13 protein-coding genes are annotated in these 15,115 nt (G+C 55.5%); 11 read left to right on the top strand and 2 right to left on the bottom strand.

Annotation, left to right across the window (positions count from 1 at the left end):
- Positions 1 to 156: 156 nt before the first annotated feature.
- Positions 157 to 918: a LuxR family transcriptional regulator gene (locus LF95_RS15005; RefSeq protein ID WP_073955832.1), complete on the top strand. Its 762-nt coding sequence runs from the start codon at positions 157 to 159 to the stop codon at positions 916 to 918.
- Here the strand turns inward: LF95_RS15005 and LF95_RS15000 are convergent.
- Positions 915 to 1,688, bottom strand: coding sequence for an HpcH/HpaI aldolase family protein (locus LF95_RS15000; protein WP_083607705.1), 774 nt, complete (start codon positions 1,686 to 1,688; stop codon positions 915 to 917). The genes LF95_RS15005 and LF95_RS15000 overlap by 4 nt on opposite strands.
- A 153-nt stretch (positions 1,689 to 1,841) precedes the next feature.
- Here LF95_RS15000 and LF95_RS14995 point away from each other — a divergent pair, with 153 nt between their 5' ends.
- The 8 genes from LF95_RS14995 to LF95_RS14960 all read left to right on the top strand — a co-directional run bounded on the left by LF95_RS14995 (position 1,842) and on the right by LF95_RS14960 (position 9,954).
- Positions 1,842 to 2,744, top strand: a complete 903-nt coding sequence (locus tag LF95_RS14995; protein WP_073955831.1) for a proline iminopeptidase-family hydrolase — start codon at positions 1,842 to 1,844, stop codon at positions 2,742 to 2,744.
- Between the two features lie 10 nt (positions 2,745 to 2,754).
- A complete protein-coding gene (locus LF95_RS14990) occupies positions 2,755 to 3,615 on the top strand; it encodes a carbon-nitrogen hydrolase family protein (RefSeq protein WP_073955830.1) in 861 nt (286 codons plus the stop codon).
- A gap of 1 nt (position 3,616) precedes the next feature.
- Complete coding sequence (locus LF95_RS14985) at positions 3,617 to 4,285, top strand: RraA family protein (RefSeq protein WP_073955829.1); 669 nt, start codon at positions 3,617 to 3,619, stop codon at positions 4,283 to 4,285.
- A 148-nt stretch (positions 4,286 to 4,433) separates the two neighbouring features.
- Positions 4,434 to 5,258, top strand: a complete 825-nt coding sequence (locus LF95_RS14980; RefSeq protein ID WP_083607704.1) for a hypothetical protein — start codon at positions 4,434 to 4,436, stop codon at positions 5,256 to 5,258.
- Positions 5,259 to 5,262: 4 nt separating this feature from the next.
- Positions 5,263 to 6,354 carry an ABC transporter substrate-binding protein gene (locus LF95_RS14975; protein ID WP_073955828.1) on the top strand — a complete coding sequence of 364 codons (1,092 nt, stop codon included), beginning with the start codon at positions 5,263 to 5,265 and terminating at the stop codon, positions 6,352 to 6,354.
- A gap of 114 nt (positions 6,355 to 6,468) precedes the next feature.
- The gene (locus LF95_RS14970; RefSeq protein WP_073955827.1) at positions 6,469 to 8,202 is read left to right on the top strand and encodes an ABC transporter permease; all 1,734 of its coding nucleotides are present in this window, start codon (positions 6,469 to 6,471) and stop codon (positions 8,200 to 8,202) included.
- Positions 8,195 to 9,286 (top strand): ABC transporter ATP-binding protein, encoded by a 1,092-nt coding sequence (locus LF95_RS14965; RefSeq protein WP_073955826.1) that lies wholly within the window; start codon positions 8,195 to 8,197, stop codon positions 9,284 to 9,286. The genes LF95_RS14970 and LF95_RS14965 overlap by 8 nt, the downstream gene beginning before the upstream one ends.
- Positions 9,287 to 9,291: 5 nt before the next feature.
- A complete protein-coding gene (locus tag LF95_RS14960) occupies positions 9,292 to 9,954 on the top strand; it encodes a GntR family transcriptional regulator (RefSeq protein WP_168173710.1) in 663 nt (220 codons plus the stop codon).
- Between the two features lie 85 nt (positions 9,955 to 10,039).
- On the opposite strand, the gene LF95_RS14955 is transcribed toward LF95_RS14960, so the two are convergent.
- Complete coding sequence (locus LF95_RS14955) at positions 10,040 to 10,915, bottom strand: LysR family transcriptional regulator (RefSeq protein WP_073955825.1); 876 nt, start codon at positions 10,913 to 10,915, stop codon at positions 10,040 to 10,042.
- Positions 10,916 to 11,016: 101 nt separating this feature from the next.
- On the opposite strand from LF95_RS14955, the gene LF95_RS14950 reads away from it, so the two are divergent.
- Together LF95_RS14950 and LF95_RS14945 are read left to right on the top strand one after the other, a co-directional pair.
- Positions 11,017 to 12,603 carry a proton-conducting transporter transmembrane domain-containing protein gene (locus LF95_RS14950; protein ID WP_143182057.1) on the top strand — a complete coding sequence of 529 codons (1,587 nt, stop codon included), beginning with the start codon at positions 11,017 to 11,019 and terminating at the stop codon, positions 12,601 to 12,603.
- Positions 12,600 to 15,038: a YbcC family protein gene (locus LF95_RS14945; RefSeq protein WP_083607702.1), complete on the top strand. Its 2,439-nt coding sequence runs from the start codon at positions 12,600 to 12,602 to the stop codon at positions 15,036 to 15,038. The genes LF95_RS14950 and LF95_RS14945 overlap by 4 nt, the downstream gene beginning before the upstream one ends.
- The last annotated feature ends 77 nt before the right edge of the window (positions 15,039 to 15,115 follow it).

Below are 15,115 nucleotides of genomic sequence, written 5' to 3'. Positions count from 1 at the left end.
TCAGGCAAAACGCCTGCCCTTCATGCCGAAGATACCGAAAACAAGGCTTGGTATCTTCGGCAATTTTGCAGATATCTTGCCATATCGCCACAAGCAGCCTTATCATTTGTGTTGAAACATATGGCCTATGATGATGCACAAGGGAACAGGGCGGGAATGCAGTTTCAGATTGAGGCATGGGAGCACGCTTTTCACAATGCGACCGGAATTTCCGATAGCATTGATTGCTGCTTTGACTTTGCCCGGGATCTGGGATTTGACGCCATCGCCTATGATTTCTCGCCCGTTCCGGCCACGCCAGAAGGCGAAATGCTGATCCCCAATGTGGTTCAGATGCGCAACATCCCCGATGAAATGCCCGACCTTTGGTGCAATCAGGGCTATTACCGCGATGATCCGGTGCAAAATCTGGCCCTGAAGGTTTCGCGCCCGTTTTTCTGGTCCTACCGCCGTGAAGAACCGTCTTTCATCATTGATATGCTTGATGGCGAAGCCAAACGTGTGACCGGTGCGCTTAATGACTGGCATTTAACGCGCGGTATTACTGTGCCCATGCACTTGCCTGGCAACCGTTTTGCCACATTAACCGGCTTTTGGGACGATTACGGCTTCAAGGCGACCGGACCTGACCGCAGCGTTAATACCAGCGGGCTCACCTTGCTGGCCCAGGTGCTGCATCATCACCTCTTCCCACGCTTTGAGCGCAAGGACATGCTGCCACATGGGGCAAAACTGACCCCGCGCGAGGAGGAATGTATTGTCCTGGCCGCCGAGGGCCTGGCCAGCAAACAAATTGCCTGGCGGCTGAAACGCTCGGAATCAACCGTGGTCATGCACCTGGCATCCGCCACCCGCAAACTGGGGGCACGCAACCGAGCCCAGGCCATTGCCCGGGCCGCGCATTACGGTTATCTCTAGGATCGCACGGCGGCTTTCGCGGCCTGAACCAAAAGGCCGGTATCACTGGCGGCCGTAACAAATCCATACCCCCGCGCGAACATGGCAGGCACATCATCGGCCGCAATCGCAGCCCCGCCCAACAGACACCCTGATGCTATAATGCGCTGTTCTGCCTGTGCAATGGCGTCTTTTATCTCCGGCGAGGCTAGATCACCATAGGGCCCATAACCCGATGTCAAATCCAGCGGACCGATAAACAGCATATCGATCCCGGCGACAGCGGCGATCTCGGCAATGGCATCCACGCCTTCGCGGGATTCTATCATCGCCACCACCAGCGTCTCGCGCCGGGCTTTTTCCACGTAATCATCACGCTGCTGCCCGTAACCTGCCGCCCGCGATACCGTAAACTGCGCCCCGCGCCTGCCCAGCGGGGGATAATGCGCAGCCTCAACAATTTGCTGCGCCTGCCGGGCACTGCGCACATCGGCAACCACAATGCCGTCAAAACCGGCATCCAGCAGGGGTTTGATCGCGGTTGGTGCGGCATCCCCCACCCTTACAAGAACCGGAACATCACTGACCGCGCGAATGGCACGAAGCTCTGCCAATGCCCCGGCAAGGTCGGATGCGGCATGTTCACGATCCACAATCAGGGCACCAAAACCCGCAAGGGCCATGATCTCGTCCACATCGGGGGATGCCAGAAACAGAAAGGCACCCTGCACCTGTTCGTGCGAGAGCAAACGTTCCCGCAGGCTTCTTGATAAGGGGATCGCGCTGGTCATGATGTCTCCCGAAGTGGTCTGATTAAAGACAAATCGCTTTAAGAAGCAGCATCGGCAGCACAGCGAAACAACCTGTCATTTCTTACAGGTATGCGAAGCCGGAACGATCGCCCATAATTTTAGAACAATTAACAAAAACGTTGAAAGAATGGGATGTCTGATCAGCCTGTTATCAGGGAAGGCTATGCGCCGTTTGGCGACCATCAAACATGGTTTCGCATCACAGGCGAGCTGTCTTCCGGCAAAGTTCCCCTCGTCATTGCCCACGGTGGCCCCGGATGCACCCATGACTATGTGGATTCATTCAGGGACCTGGCGTTAAACGGTCGTGCGGTTATCCATTACGACCAGATCGGCAATGGCAAATCAACGCATTTGCCCGATGCGCCCACGGATTTCTGGACCATCGATCTTTTCCTTGACGAATTGAACAACTTAACACGCCACCTGGGCATTGATCAGCGTTACAACCTTCTGGGGCAATCCTGGGGCGGCATGATGGGTTCTGAACATGCCGTCAGGCAGCCCTCCGGCCTCAATGCCCTGGTGCTGGCATCTTCGCCCTCATCCATGCCGGTTTGGGTTGCAGAGGCCCTTCGGCTGCGATCTGCCCTGCCGCAAGACGTGCAAGATACCCTCGCCCACCACGAAGCCAATGGCGACTATGATCATCCCGATTATAAAGCCGCCAGCGATGTGTTTTATCGTCATCATGTCTGCCGGTTGCCGGTGTGGCCCGACGAAGTAAACCGCACCTTTGACGCCCTTGACGCCGACCCGACCGTCTATCATGCCATGAACGGCCCCACCGAATTTCATGTCATCGGGTCACTTAAAGACTGGAGTGTCGTGGAACGCCTGCATCTGATTGCGGTTCCAACCCTTGTGATTTCAGGCCGATATGACGAAGCAACAGAAGCCTGTGTTGAACCGTTTGTCCGGCTGATCCCCAATTCAAGGCAGGTCGTTATGGAGAATTCGGCACATATGTGCCATGTCGAGGAACGGGAACAAACAATGGCTGCCGTAGAGACGTTCCTTGCGGATCAGGATTAAGGACAAACCAATGACAACGACCCGTTTTGCCGCCATTCAGCTTTGCAGTACCGCCAGCGTTGCTGACAACAATGCCCAGATCGAAGATCTGGTGCGCCAGGCCGCCGATCAGGGCGCGTCTGTCATAAGCCTGCCGGAAGCAGCAAACATTTTGCTGCGCGACAACATGCAATATCCGGCAACATGTGTTCCCGAAGCACGGGATACAACACTGGCCCTGTGCCAGAAACTGGCACGCGAACGAGGCATCTGGCTACATGACGGATCATTGCTGGTTCTGTGTGACGATGGCAAACGGGTCTGGAACCGCACCCATCTGATTTCGCCTTTGGGCGAGGTTGTTGCCCGCTATGACAAGTTGCACACCTTTGATGTCAAACTTGGCGGCGCAGGCGATTTTCAGGAATCACTTGCAGTGCGCCCCGGTGAAACCGGGCCTGTTGTGGCCCAACTGGGCGAGAATGGCCTCAATCTCGGTTTCAGCATTTGTTATGACTTGCGCTTTGCCTATCTGTTTCGTGCCCTGGCACAGGCCAATGCCAATGTCCTCATGATCCCGGCATCCTTTTCGCCCGTCACCGGCCCCCTGCATTGGGAAACTTTGCTTAAGGCACGCGCCATTGAAACCGGCAGCTATGTTGTTGCAGCGGCCCAATGTGGCACGCGCGATGGCGTTAAGACCTTTGGCCACACCATGATCGTATCTCCCTTTGGCGAAGTCATCACTGCCCTGGGTGACGAGCCGGGCTTTGTTTTGGCCGATATTGACCCGGCCGTTGTCGAAACAACCCGTGGCCGCCTGCCCTGCCTGATGCAGGACCGGGAAATTGGCCCTGTCACCACCCTCAAACCCGGCGCGGGGAACAGCTGACATGACCCAATCGCTTTACGATATTCATCCGCCGCGCCCGCAACTGGCACCCGCCTTAATCGACATGATGAGCAAAACGGAAACCGCCACCATTGGTCATATCCTGCATGACGGATTTTGTGATCCGGCCATTGCCCCGGTTGTGCCGGGCTGCCACATTGCCGGCACGGCCTTTACCATCCGTATCCCTGGGGCGGATTCCGCCACCCTTCACTATGCACTTGGCATGGTGCGGCCCGGTGATATTTTGGTGATTGATCGCGCCGGCGATGACAGCCACGCCTGCTGGGGTGGGGTGGTCACCGTTGCGGCAAAACTGGCGGGTGTCCGTGGTGCCATTATAGACGGTCGTGCCACCGATTTTGCCGAAATTCGCAAACACGAAATGCCGGTCTGGTGCCGGGGAACATCATCAAAAACAACAAAATTTGTGGGTCTGGGCGGCGCCATTAACGTGCCAGTCAGCATCGGCGGCGTTGCGGTTCATCCCGGCGACGGCATCATTGCCGATGAAAACGGGGTTGTCGTTCTTAAACCCGATATCATTGACCCCCTGTGCCAACAGGCCATCTCCATGCAGGAAAACGAAGCCTCCGTTCTCGCACGGCTTCGGGCAGGTGAACAATTGGCCGATATTTCAGGTGCCCGTGCAATGGTCGAGGGGCGGTAAAATTCCCCTTACGCCATATCCGGTCTTTCCATCATTCGAGACGAAACAGCCATCAGCTGTCTTTTTTAACTGACAAAATTGGCGCCAATTTTGTCATCAGCATTTTTACCAAACTCAGTTGCCCGAAAATTGCAGGAGCATATCGACCGTGTCATCCACCTTTCCTCCGTCAAACTACCAATCGCTACAGGCGGACCCGCGCTTTGGCTTTGTCTTTTCACAAGCCCCTGGCGCAACCACCTGCAAGACGCTGGTCATTGCAATTCACGGGTCTGACCGCGACGTAGACGGCATGATCGCAGCTTTGCGCGAAGGATTTGGCGACCGGGATATTGCCATTCTGGCACCGTTCTTTCCCTACCAGATCGACAATGCCGACCATTCGGACGGGTATAAATTTCTGGTTTCTGCCGGGTTCGACTATGCCGCCATCCTCGAAAGCATGATTGCGGAATGCCAAAACCTTCAGGGCGATTTTGACACGGCCTATCTTTATGGTTTTTCCGGCGGGGCCCAATTTGCCGAACGGTATGGTCTGTTTTGTGCCGCCAACCTTTCGGGCCTGGTCATTGCCGCACCGGGCAATGTCACCCTGATCGACGACACCCTGGAATGGTGGCCCGGCCTTGACGGGGCCAAAGCCCAAACCCACCGGACACCCGACCTTCAGTCACTCCGGCAAATTCCGGTTGCCATCATGGTTGGTGCACAGGATTGCAACAAGGGGCTGGTGGCCCGCCCGGCGGGAACACCGCATGGCTCTGCCTATGAGGCCGTCGCAGGCGACAGCCGACTGGCACGGGCACACACCCTGCATCGCAGTTTTCAAAATGCCGGAATTTCAAGCTCGCTTCGGGAAATTGCCGATGTCGCACATGATCTTCGTCCCATGACGCTGAATGCTGCCAACCAGATCGCGCAATGGATCGATGCACCAGACACATCCATAACATCATCAACAAACGGGGAATGACACTATGAAATTTCAAACTCTTCTGACTGTCGGCCTGATCATCTCGGCAGGTGCGGCAAGCGCGCAGGACCTGCCCGCAGGCTACCCCGCTGACTATTCATCCCTGATTGACAAGGCAAATGCCGAAGGCAGCCTGCTGATTTACACCAATCTCAGCGAAGACAACATTCGTCCGGTGGTAAAGGCTTTCAACGAAACCTACCCCGATATCAAGGTTGAAAGCCTTGAAATGGGCCCGTCCGAAGCCTTCACCCGATATCGCGCCGAAGAAGGCACCAATGTTTCGTCTGCCGATATTCTGATTGCCAACACGATTGTTGACTGGACAAGCGCGCTCAAGCAGGGACTGGTCATGGATTATCAGTCGCCGGAAAAAGCAAATTTGCCTGATTGGAGCCATCCCTTCCCCGGTCTGTACACATTTTCAACCGACCCGATGGTCACAATTTATAACAAAATGACCGTTCCAGAAGACCTGCGGGCCGACACAATGGAAGGCCTGTTAACCAACATCACCACACACGCCGATGTTTTTGCCGGAAAAGTTGGCACCTATGACGGGCGCTATGCCTTTGGCGGTGCACTGAACTATGCCTTTATTCAAAAACACGGCGACCAGGCGTGGAAATGGTTTGACGCGGCAGGCCCGTCGATCAAACCGGGCGGCGGTGCTGGTGCCATGATCGAACGCACACTCAGCGGTGAACTTTCCGCCTCCTACTTTGTTTCGGCCCCTGTCGTCTGGAGCAAAATGGGCGATGGCCTTGATGCGATCATTGACTGGAACTTCCCCAAAGACGGCACTGTTGTTTTCCCGCGTGGCATCGGCATCACGGGCAAGGCCAACCACCCGGCAGCAGCCAAAGTGTTTCTTGATTTTATCCTGTCGCAAAAAGGACAGGAAGCCGTTGGTGAAGGCAACCTGACGCCCTATCGTCCGGGTCTCGAAGTCAAACGCGAGCTTTCCTATTCCCTTGACGAAGTTGCCAAGGCCGTGGGCGGTGAAGAAAACCTGATCATCATCAATTACGACCACAAAATGATTGATGACAACGCCGCCTTCACCGCGCGCTGGAGCAAAGCCTTCAACATGTAAGTAACGCCATCCGGGCAGCAAAAATAATGCTGCCCGGAAAGCACAAAGGCTGCCCCGGTCCGACAGCAGCCTTCTTTAAAAACAGGGCACCCCATCATCATACGGTGAACAGCCATGAACAACAGCCAGACACTTCAGGCCTCACCGCCAGAGAGCACGGCCATTTCCAAAGACCATTCGCGTCTTATTCAATATCTGATTTTTACCATGACGGCGGTGCTGATGCTGGCACCCACTCTGCCGATCGCCTTGCAGGTTTTTGTTGATCGTCCGCTCTATGCCGACGGCTGGCATTTAACCCTGGCGAACCTTGCCAAACTGTTTGGCGCAGCCGAAACCTATTCAGTGCTTAAAACCACCGCCATTTTCGCCCTCCTAACCGTCCTCATTGCCCAGATCGGCGGGATTGCGGCGGCTTTGCTGATTGGGCGGACAGACCTTCCGGGACGCCAGGCCATTGGCGGGGTTTTGATGTGGCCGCTTTATCTGTCGCATTTAATCTTCGCGATGGGCTTTGTCATCATTTATGGCCCATCGGGTTTCTTTACCCAATGGGTGACCCAACAGTTTGGTGGTATGCCCTGGAACCTTTATTCCGTTCTTGGCATGAGCATCGTTGCCGGCATCTCGCAAATTCCGCTGGCCTATTTATATTGCCTGTATGGTGCCGTTCGCTCGGTTGACCCGGCCCTTGAAAATGCCGCGCGCACCGTGGGGGCAAAACCGATCAGCGTGCTTTTGCGCATCACCCTGCCCCTGATGATCCCGTCTATTATTGCCTCAACTGCACTTAACCTTGTGATCGCGGTTGAAACGCTGTCCATTCCGCTTTTCCTGGGTGGACCTTCGCGGATCGAAACATTATCGACCTATCTTTATCACCAGGGTATTGCCGCCAGCAGCCCTGACCACGGGCTGATTGCAGCATCATCATTGTTGCTCGTCGTCCTGGTTGGCTCAACGCTGATGATCCAGCGCCTGCTGTTAAAACAGGGTCATCGCTATGAAACAGTTAAGGGCAAAGGCGCGCGCACATCACAATTGCGTCTTGGCGCACTACGCTGGCCCCTGAGCATCCTTATCGGTCTGGCCCTGTTTTTTCTGATCGTGGTGCCGATTCTTGGTGTTGTCTTGCGGGCTTTTACAACTTTCCTCTCACCGCTTGTCGCCCCCTGGAAGATGCTGACCCTCAAGAACTTCATGTCCCTGTTTTCGTCAGACGTTTACGTGCGCGCGATTGAAAACACCTTTGTCATTTCGTTCTTTTCGGCCACCATCGGCACCATTCTTGCTGCCTTGGTCGCGCTTACAATCCAGCGGTCCAATTTCCGGTTTGCCAAAACACTGGAAGTCTTTGCCTATCTGCCGCGCGTTATACCCGGCATGATCACGGGCCTTGGCATTTTTTATGCCGCGATTGTCTTTCCGCCGATGGCATTATTACGCGGCAATATCTGGATCATTGTTGTGGCCTATGTCATGGCGACACTTCCGCTGGCCCTTGGGGCCATTCAGCCCGCCGTTGTGCAAATCAGCGCCGACCTGGACAAGGCTGCCCGCACCGTCGGGGCGAACTGGTTTACCTCAATGCGGATCATTGTCCTGCCCTTGCTGCGCTCGTCAATGATCGGGGCCTTCACGCTGTTATTCATCTTCCATCTGAAATCCTACATCATTGCCATTTTTCTGATTGCGCCGGGGCTGGAGGTGATGGGCGTTTCCATGCTGGGCCTGTGGACCAATGGCGATGTCGGAATGACAGCCGCCTTCGCGACCCTCCAGATGGTTCTCATCGCGCTTTTCCTTATCGCCACACGGCTGTTTTTTCGGGTAAAACTCTATGACTGATCTTGTTCTGACCGACGTCACCCGCCGCTATGGCGAGTTCAATGCCATCGACCACATTAACCTAACGGTTGCCGCCGGAGAATTCCTGACCCTGCTGGGCCCGTCAGGCTGTGGTAAATCAACCACTCTTGCCACAATCGCCGGGCTGGATCAGCCGACCGAAGGCAGCATTCGCTTTGGCGACAAACAGCTTTTTGACAAAACATCAGGCGTTTATCTTTCGCCAGAGCAACGCGGCTTTGGCGTTGTGTTTCAGTCATATGCCCTTTGGCCGCATATGACGGTGGAACGCAATGTGGCCCTGTCGCTGACATTGCGCAAAGTTGAAAAAACCGAACGCAAACGCCGGGTGGCAGAGGCCCTGGATCTTGTCGGCCTGACCGCTTATGCAAAACGCTATCCTGGCGAATTATCCGGTGGACAGCAGCAGCGTGTGGCACTGGCCCGTGCCATCGTCTTTCGCCCGCCGCTTTTATTGCTTGATGAACCGCTGTCCAACCTGGATGCCCAATTGCGCCAGGAAGCCCGTGTCTGGCTAAAGGAAATCCAGCGTGAACTGGGCCTTACCGCCATTTACGTCACCCACGACCAGGAAGAAGCCCTGGCAATGAGCGACCGTATCGTGGTCATGCGCGGCGGACATGTCATTCAAATGGGCACACCGGAAGACATATATGAACGACCGGTACACCCCTTTGCCGCCAGCTTCATTGGCAGCGCCAACCTACTTGCCGGTGCGACACTTTCTGGTGGGACAACCGACAGGCCCGTCGTCACCACCGCCAATGGCGATACAATAACAGGTGTGGCCCCGCGCCCATTACCGGCAGGCAGTGACATTTTGCTGGCCATTCGTCCGCAAAATCTGCATCTCGATGAACAGCCCGGTGCGTGCCGCCTGTCAATCCGTTTTGGTGCGGCCAGTTATCTTGGCGACCGTTACGAACAAGAAGCCTTTATCGGCCATGAAAGATTGCGCATTCAGGCCCCGAAAAAGGCTGAAGCAGGCCCCGGAGCGCTCTGGATTGCCCCTGAAGATGTGCTTGTCTTTGCAGAAGATATCCATGCAGGGGCCAAAACGTAATGCACATGACCAACAACATGACCATGACAAAACCGGATCAGCCCGATCCACATAGCAGTACGCCACAAAACCTGACCGAACGCATCCGCGCCGACATTCTGATCGGCGCCTATCGACCGGGGGAATGGCTGCGGCAAATGGACCTTCAGGAAACCTATCAGGCAACACGGTTTCAAATTCGGCGTGCGCTGGATGACCTTGTGCTGATGGGACTGGCTGAACATGTTCCCAATCGCGGTATCCGGCTTGTGTCCCCCAGCACCGAAGAACGTCATCAAATGACGGAAGTCAGGGTCATTCTTGAACGTGAAGCCGCCCTAAGCCTGGTTGAAAACGTCAGGGATGCCGATATCACCCTGATTTCTAATGCCGCCGAGGCATTTGATCGTGCCATCGAGGGGGGCTCATATGCCACGTTGCGCCAGCTCAACCATCATTTTCACCGCGCCATGAACAGGCCGCTGCCCAATACCATTATGGCAAATCTGCTCAATGACCTGCGTGAACGTGATCTGCCTGGTAGCTGGACCGGCTGGGCCGGTGCCAGCGGGCTTAAGGCCTCGTCGCAACAGCATCTTGACATGGTTGACGCCTTGCGCGCCCGCGACGGCGAGCGTCTGAGCAACATCATCACCCTCCATATCAATCGCTGGAAAACACAACCCTAAACCCACCCCTAAACAGGGCTTACCTGTAGGGGCCTGGTGCCCTCAGGTAAGCCCATCCACATTTCACATATCCGCTGCCAATTTATCAAAAACCCGATGCAAACAACTGCGACATCACCGGGTTGGGGAAGCGGCGGCGCATTGTGACGGCGTAAAATGTTTCGACAATTTCGGGCAGGACCTGGGCTTCAACCAGGTCGCCCGTTTCAATTTCGTCTTTCACAACAATGGGGGGAATAACGGCGATACCCGCCCCTTCACGCGCCAAAAGGCGCATCATCGCCATATCATCGACCTCTGCGGCAATTTGCGGAATCACCCCCAGACGGTCACACAGCGCGTCGAACCCCATGCGCATTCCGCTGGAAAAGGACGGCAAAATCAACGGGGCAGCTTGCAACAATTGCTGAAGGTCATCCCCCTCTGCACACAGTTCGGGCACCCCGATCAACCCGACAGGCTGTGTATCCACGGTTTTCACCACAAAGCCAGACAGGGCATCGGCATCGGGGGGCTGATTGGTTAAAACCACGTCAAGCTGTAACGCCTTTAAGGCACTGAGCAATTCAGCCGAGCTTCCCGAACGCAAAATTAATTCAATATCCGGGTTGCCCATCACGGGCCGCAAGAATGACAGCTGAAAGTTGCGTGATAATGTTGCAATGGCCCCAATTCGCAGGGGACGACGCGCCACACCAGCCTGTTTTAGCGTGTTGACCAGTTCCCGCCCGGTGGCAAAAATCGCGTCCGCATGATCCAGCGCGATCCGGCCTGCCTCGGTCAAAACAAGGGACCGGCCCCGGCGCTCGAACAGGTTTTGCCCCAGGCGTTCTTCCAATTGTTTGATCTGGCTTGATAACGCCGATTGCGACACATGCAGCTTTTCAGCGGCGCGCGTTAAATGCCCTTCATGGGCCACCACATGGAAATAACGCAAATGATGGTAATTGAACTCGGCCATATCGTTCACTTAAACAGAACAAAAAGATAAGAACTATATATTTTAAGTTAGCACGCCTTTGCCCCTATTGTCTGCGCAATTCGAGCAGAAAGGGGTCTTCCGTGATTGCAGTATCATACCTGCCAATTTTAACCGTCATCAGCCTGGCACTTGCAGGGCTGGCTGGTTTCCTTGGCGGCCATCATTTGACCAAGCGCACTGAACGGCTGATCAAATGCCTGGCTTTGGCCGCTCTGGTCTTTGCCGTTGGCAGTGCACTTGTTCTAGGTGTGAACGGACAGGCCCATTTTGCCCTGCCAATATACGGCGTACTGGCGTTTCACGGTCTGATCGACCCGGTCAGCATCACCATGCTGTGTCTGGTCGCGTTCCTGGCCTGGGTGATTTTGAGCTACGCCCTGTCCTATTTGCGCAGCGAAGCCCGCCAGGGCATTTTCATCGGCTATCTCGGGCTGACCCTTGCCAGTGTATCAGCACTGGTTCAGTCCGCCAATCTGGCCCAGTTCGCCTTTTTCTGGATATTTACCAGTTTAATGCTGCACCGCTTGCTGCTGTTTTATGGCAATCGGCCTGCCGCAAAACGGGCGCAGCGCAAAAAATTTGTCATCGCCCGGCTGGGGGATGCCGCCCTTCTGGGGGCGTTCTGGCTGATCTATCAGCATTTTGGCACCCTCGATATTTCAACCATCGCCGCAAACGCCCATACCCTTGCGCTGAATGGAAAGGCAGGCTGGATTGTCGGGCTGCTTGCCATTGCCGCCATGATGAAATCGGCACAATTCCCGACCCACGGCTGGATTATCGAGGTGATGGAAACCCCAACCCCGGTATCGGCCCTGCTGCATGCCGGTATTGTCAATGCAGGTGGTTTTCTTTTGATCCGCCTGTCGGACGTGGTGGTGATGGCGCCATCCATGATGGTGTGGATCGCCCTGCTGGGTTTATTCACCGCCATCTTTGGCAGCATCGTCATGATCACGCAACCGGCCGTCAAAACCCGGCTGGCATGGTCCACCATCTCGCAAATGGGTTTCATGATCCTGCAATGCGGACTGGGTCTGTTTGCGCTGGCGCTGCTGCATATCGTTGCGCATTCGCTTTATAAGGCCAATGCCTTTCTTTCTTCCGGCAGCATGATCGAAAAGCTGCATAAAATCCGCCAGTGCGGGCCACAAAGAACCGCCAGCAAGCGTCAGCTTGTTACCGCATTTGCCGCAAGCCTTCTAATCTGCGCCGTTGCCAGTGTGATTTTTGGGGCAGCCCACGACCCGGCTGTCATCGCGCTAAGTGTGGTGGTTGTCTTTGCCATTTCGCAGTTTGTGATATCGGTGCTGGGTGAAAATGGCATTTCGCGCAAATTTGTGGTGGCTGTTCTTGGTGCGCTGGGCGTGTGCGTCACCTATTTCGGTTTTCACACGGCGGCAACTTATGGCACCGCCGCAATGTTCCCGGTCTGGCAAGGCAGCCCTGCCGCCATCTGGGCGCTAAGCATCACGGTTATCATCAGCTTTGTCCTGCTTGGTTTGATGCAAACCTGGCTGCTCACGGCCCGTCATCGGGCTGGCCGATCAGCCCGCCTCTATATCCATATCAGCAACGGTTTTTACATTAACGCCTATATCGACCGGATTGCAGGCACCTGGCGCAGCCAGGGCACAAGCGCACCGCAGAGCGGAGAAAAAGCATGAATATAACCGTTACCCCCCAAACCTTTGCACCGGACACAATCATGCCTGTCGCAATCCAGAACGCCATTGACCATGCCGTGTCACAAATCGCCCCGGCCTGGCCACTGGAAAACACGGTGGCCGTCAATCCGTTTGTTGGCCAGGCCAATATGCGCCTGGCACAGGTTGCAAATCTGCATCAACGGCTTGCCGGAACCGACATTTTGATGCCAGTCAATTGGTATCAAACCAAAATCAGCACGGGCGAGATCACAACCGAAGCCCTGCAACAGGCCCTGAAGGCAGCGCCCTATCCGGACAAACCGGCATCTGTCGCCAACCTTATCGACAGCCTTGCCAACACACAGGCCGCACCGACCAAAATCAAAACCCTGGCCGAAAGTGCCGCCCTGGCAACCCGGACAGACTGGCCGACCATTATCAATGACTGCATTGGCCGCTGGGCCGCCTGCCATTTTGATCAGGGGGGTGCGTTATGGAAAGGCGGGTTCACCACGCAATCTGCCTGGAAATCGTGGCAGGCCTGGGCCAGCAATGACAAAACAGCCGAAATTCTGGGCCTGATCGACTTTTGTGCCACCATCGGCGACCTGCCCGAAGACGGGCGCGCAGCCATTGACCTGATCGTTGGCATCCTCAATCCATCGCACGCGGGGTTGGCAAACCAGTTCCATCAGGCGCTACTATCGATCAATGGCTGGGCACAGCATGCCCGGCATCTGCGCTGGACGGCAGAGCTTGACGGACGTTCCGACGACACGATTGTGGATTTGCTTGCCATGCGGTTAAGCTGGGATCTGGCCCTGCATCAGGCGTTTCAATCCCACCTCGATACAGTGTGGCAGGAAACCCTGGATGCACTTGCGCAGCCGGCCTCTCCTTCGATGTTGAATATTGTGCGGGAAATTGCGCAAACCGCCTATGAAAACAGCCTTCAGCACAGTCTGGCGGAACATATCGCAACAAATGCGTCCGCCAAACCGGCACAACAAGCGCCCTTCATTCAGGCGGCATTTTGCATTGATGTGCGTTCCGAAGTATTCCGGCGCGCCTTTGAATCCCTCTCGCCGGATATTCAAACCCTGGGCTTTGCCGGTTTCTTTGGCCTGCCCGTCGCCCATCAGGGGGTGCACTCCGCCCTGTGTGAACACCGCCTGCCGGTTTTGCTGGCCCCAGGTCTTGAGGCGACAACAGGTAAGGCTGCAAAATCCGATGCCGTGATGAACGAGCTGACCGACAAAACCATCCGGCCCCGTCATCAGTTCAAAACAGCGGCCCTCACCTCGTTTGCCTATGTTGATGCCATCGGCCCGGCTTATTTGTGGAAACTGGCAAAACAGACGCTTGGCTTTGGCAGCGGTAAAAAGACATCCGCCAAATCACTGAAACCGGCCTTTAAAACGTCGCTCGATGAAAACAGCAAATGTGACATTGCCGAGAAAGTCCTTCGTGCAATGTCCTTTACCAAGAATTTTGCCCGGATTGTTCTGCTTGCCGGGCATGGGGCGAATGTCACCAATAACCCGCACAAAAGTGCCCTGCATTGTGGCGCGTGTGGCGGCCATGCGGGCGACGTCAATGCCCGTTTGCTGGCAGGTTTGCTCAATGAACAAGGGGTGCGTGACGGGCTTGAACAGCGCGGCATTTCCATTCCGGGCAATACCGTTTTTATCGCCGGTCTGCATGATACAACAACCGATGCCATGACCCTGTTTGATCAGGACATTGACCGGCCCACAGACAATGCCGCCCTGGCAAAACTGCGCGACCTGCTCGCCCAGGCTGGTTCCCTGGCCCGCAGCGAACGGGCCGCACGTTTGCCCGGTGCCGATAATGCAAAAGACGTTATGGCCCGTGCCACCAACTGGTCGGAAACACGGCCGGAATGGGGACTGGCGGGGTGTAAATATTTTATCGCCGCCCCCCGGTCGATCAGTGCAAGCGCCAACCTTAAAGGCGAGAGCTTCCTGCATGATTACGATTACAGGGCCGACGCACAAAATGGCTTTACCGTTCTGGAATTGATCCTGACGGCGCCAGTTGTCGTGGCAAGCTGGATCAGCCTGCAATATTATGCCTCAACGGTCGCCCCGGAGCTTTATGGTGCAGGCAACAAGCTGTTGCACAACGTGGTTGGCGGCATCGGCGTTTACGAGGGCAATGGCGGCCAGCTCAGAACCGGCCTGCCGATCCAGTCCGTGCATAACGGCAACACATTCATGCACGATCCGGCAAGGCTGACGGTGTGCATTGATGCCCCCATCGATGCCATCAACACAGTACTGGAAAAACATCCCGCTGTCCGCGCCCTGTTTGACAATGGCTGGCTGCACCTTCTTGCCTTCAATAGCAGGGGTAAACTTGCACACCGTTATCTCGGCGCTTGCGCATGGCAAGATATCTCTGCCCCTGATCCGAGTACGCCTAATGGCTGAAGACGCGACAGGTGTGCTTGGGTCATTGCATTGATAAACGAACGTGGATGTTGTCTTAGAAATTGCTGTCACACAGA

Origin of the sequence: Thalassospira sp. TSL5-1, from assembly GCF_001907695.1 — a bacterium.
Lineage (GTDB): Bacteria > Pseudomonadota > Alphaproteobacteria > Rhodospirillales > Thalassospiraceae > Thalassospira.
The sequence above is the reverse complement of the archived record's forward strand: the minus strand, read 5'-3'. Positions and strand labels throughout refer to the sequence as shown.

What these genes read in the sequence shown, in the direction of transcription:
- LF95_RS14990 (WP_073955830.1), top strand. Translation starts at nt 2,755, where the DNA reads ATGACAACGACCCGTTTTGCCGCCATTCAGCTTTGCAGTACCGCCAGC.
- LF95_RS14995 (WP_073955831.1), top strand. Translation starts at nt 1,842, where the DNA reads ATGTCTGATCAGCCTGTTATCAGGGAAGGCTATGCGCCGTTTGGCGAC.
- LF95_RS15000 (WP_083607705.1), bottom strand. Translation starts at nt 1,688, where the DNA reads ATGACCAGCGCGATCCCCTTATCAAGAAGCCTGCGGGAACGTTTGCTC.
- LF95_RS14975 (WP_073955828.1), top strand. Translation starts at nt 5,263, where the DNA reads ATGAAATTTCAAACTCTTCTGACTGTCGGCCTGATCATCTCGGCAGGT.
- LF95_RS14985 (WP_073955829.1), top strand. Translation starts at nt 3,617, where the DNA reads ATGACCCAATCGCTTTACGATATTCATCCGCCGCGCCCGCAACTGGCA.
- LF95_RS15005 (WP_073955832.1), top strand. Translation starts at nt 157, where the DNA reads ATGCAGTTTCAGATTGAGGCATGGGAGCACGCTTTTCACAATGCGACC.
- LF95_RS14960 (WP_168173710.1), top strand. Translation starts at nt 9,292, where the DNA reads ATGACCAACAACATGACCATGACAAAACCGGATCAGCCCGATCCACAT.
- LF95_RS14965 (WP_073955826.1), top strand. Translation starts at nt 8,195, where the DNA reads ATGACTGATCTTGTTCTGACCGACGTCACCCGCCGCTATGGCGAGTTC.
- LF95_RS14970 (WP_073955827.1), top strand. Translation starts at nt 6,469, where the DNA reads ATGAACAACAGCCAGACACTTCAGGCCTCACCGCCAGAGAGCACGGCC.
- LF95_RS14955 (WP_073955825.1), bottom strand. Translation starts at nt 10,915, where the DNA reads ATGGCCGAGTTCAATTACCATCATTTGCGTTATTTCCATGTGGTGGCC.
- LF95_RS14945 (WP_083607702.1), top strand. Translation starts at nt 12,600, where the DNA reads ATGAATATAACCGTTACCCCCCAAACCTTTGCACCGGACACAATCATG.